At 44.7% G+C, this 777-nt stretch carries 1 protein-coding gene and 1 pseudogene; both read left to right on the top strand.

What is annotated here, in order from left to right; translation table 11 throughout:
• Positions 1–556: alanine:cation symporter family protein (locus R7Z50_RS26710; protein ID WP_318149643.1), on the top strand; the 556-nt coding region annotated here is incomplete at its 5' end.
• A 107-nt stretch (positions 557–663) separates the two neighbouring features.
• Positions 664–777, top strand: a pseudogene (locus R7Z50_RS26705) (peroxide stress protein YaaA); the annotation flags it as partial.

Here is a 777-nt window from a genome sequence, read left to right as displayed (position 1 = left end):
ATCTCAAGGTTACGTACAGATGCTAGGCGTGTTCATGGATACGATCGTTATCTGTTCTGCAACAGTAGCGATTATCCTGATGTCGGGCGAGTATGTAGGTCAAGCAACGGAAGTTACTGGTATTGAGCTAACTCAGCGTGCGTTGAGCTCGCAAGTTGGTGATTGGGGCGGCATCTTTGTTGCAGTTGCAATCTTCTTCTTCGCGTTTACTTCAATCATCGCGAATTACTCTTACGCAGAAACGAACCTGATCTTCTTGGAGCACAACCATAAAGCTGGTCTAAGCATCTTCCGCGTTGTGGTTCTGGGCATGGTAATGTTTGGTGCACTAGCGTCTCTTCCTGTGGTTTGGTCGTTGGCTGACGTTTCGATGGGTCTGATGGCGATTGTTAACTTGGTAGCGATTCTGTTGCTATCGGGCATCGTGATCAAACTGGCGAAAGACTACAACCGCCAGCTAGGCGAAGGTAAAGTACCAACGTTCGATGCGAACGATTTCCCTGAGCTTAAGTCTCAGCTAGAAGACGGTATTTGGGACAACACTAAGAAAGACTAAGTGTTCTCCTATCGTTAAAAGCTATTAAGACGATTCGTAAAGCCATGCAGACAATGCATGGCTTTTTTTGTACCCTAATAAAAAACAAAATTAGGGAAGTGAAAGTCATGCTTATCGTAGTTTCTCCAGCGAAGACCCTCGATTACGAGTCTCCGTTAGCGACAGAAAAATTTACTCAACCAGAGTTAATTGAATATTCAAAAGAATTGATCGACGTTTGC

It is taken from the genome of Vibrio sp. 1249-1 (assembly GCF_033340495.1).
This window is presented reverse-complemented; position numbering and strand designations above follow the sequence as displayed.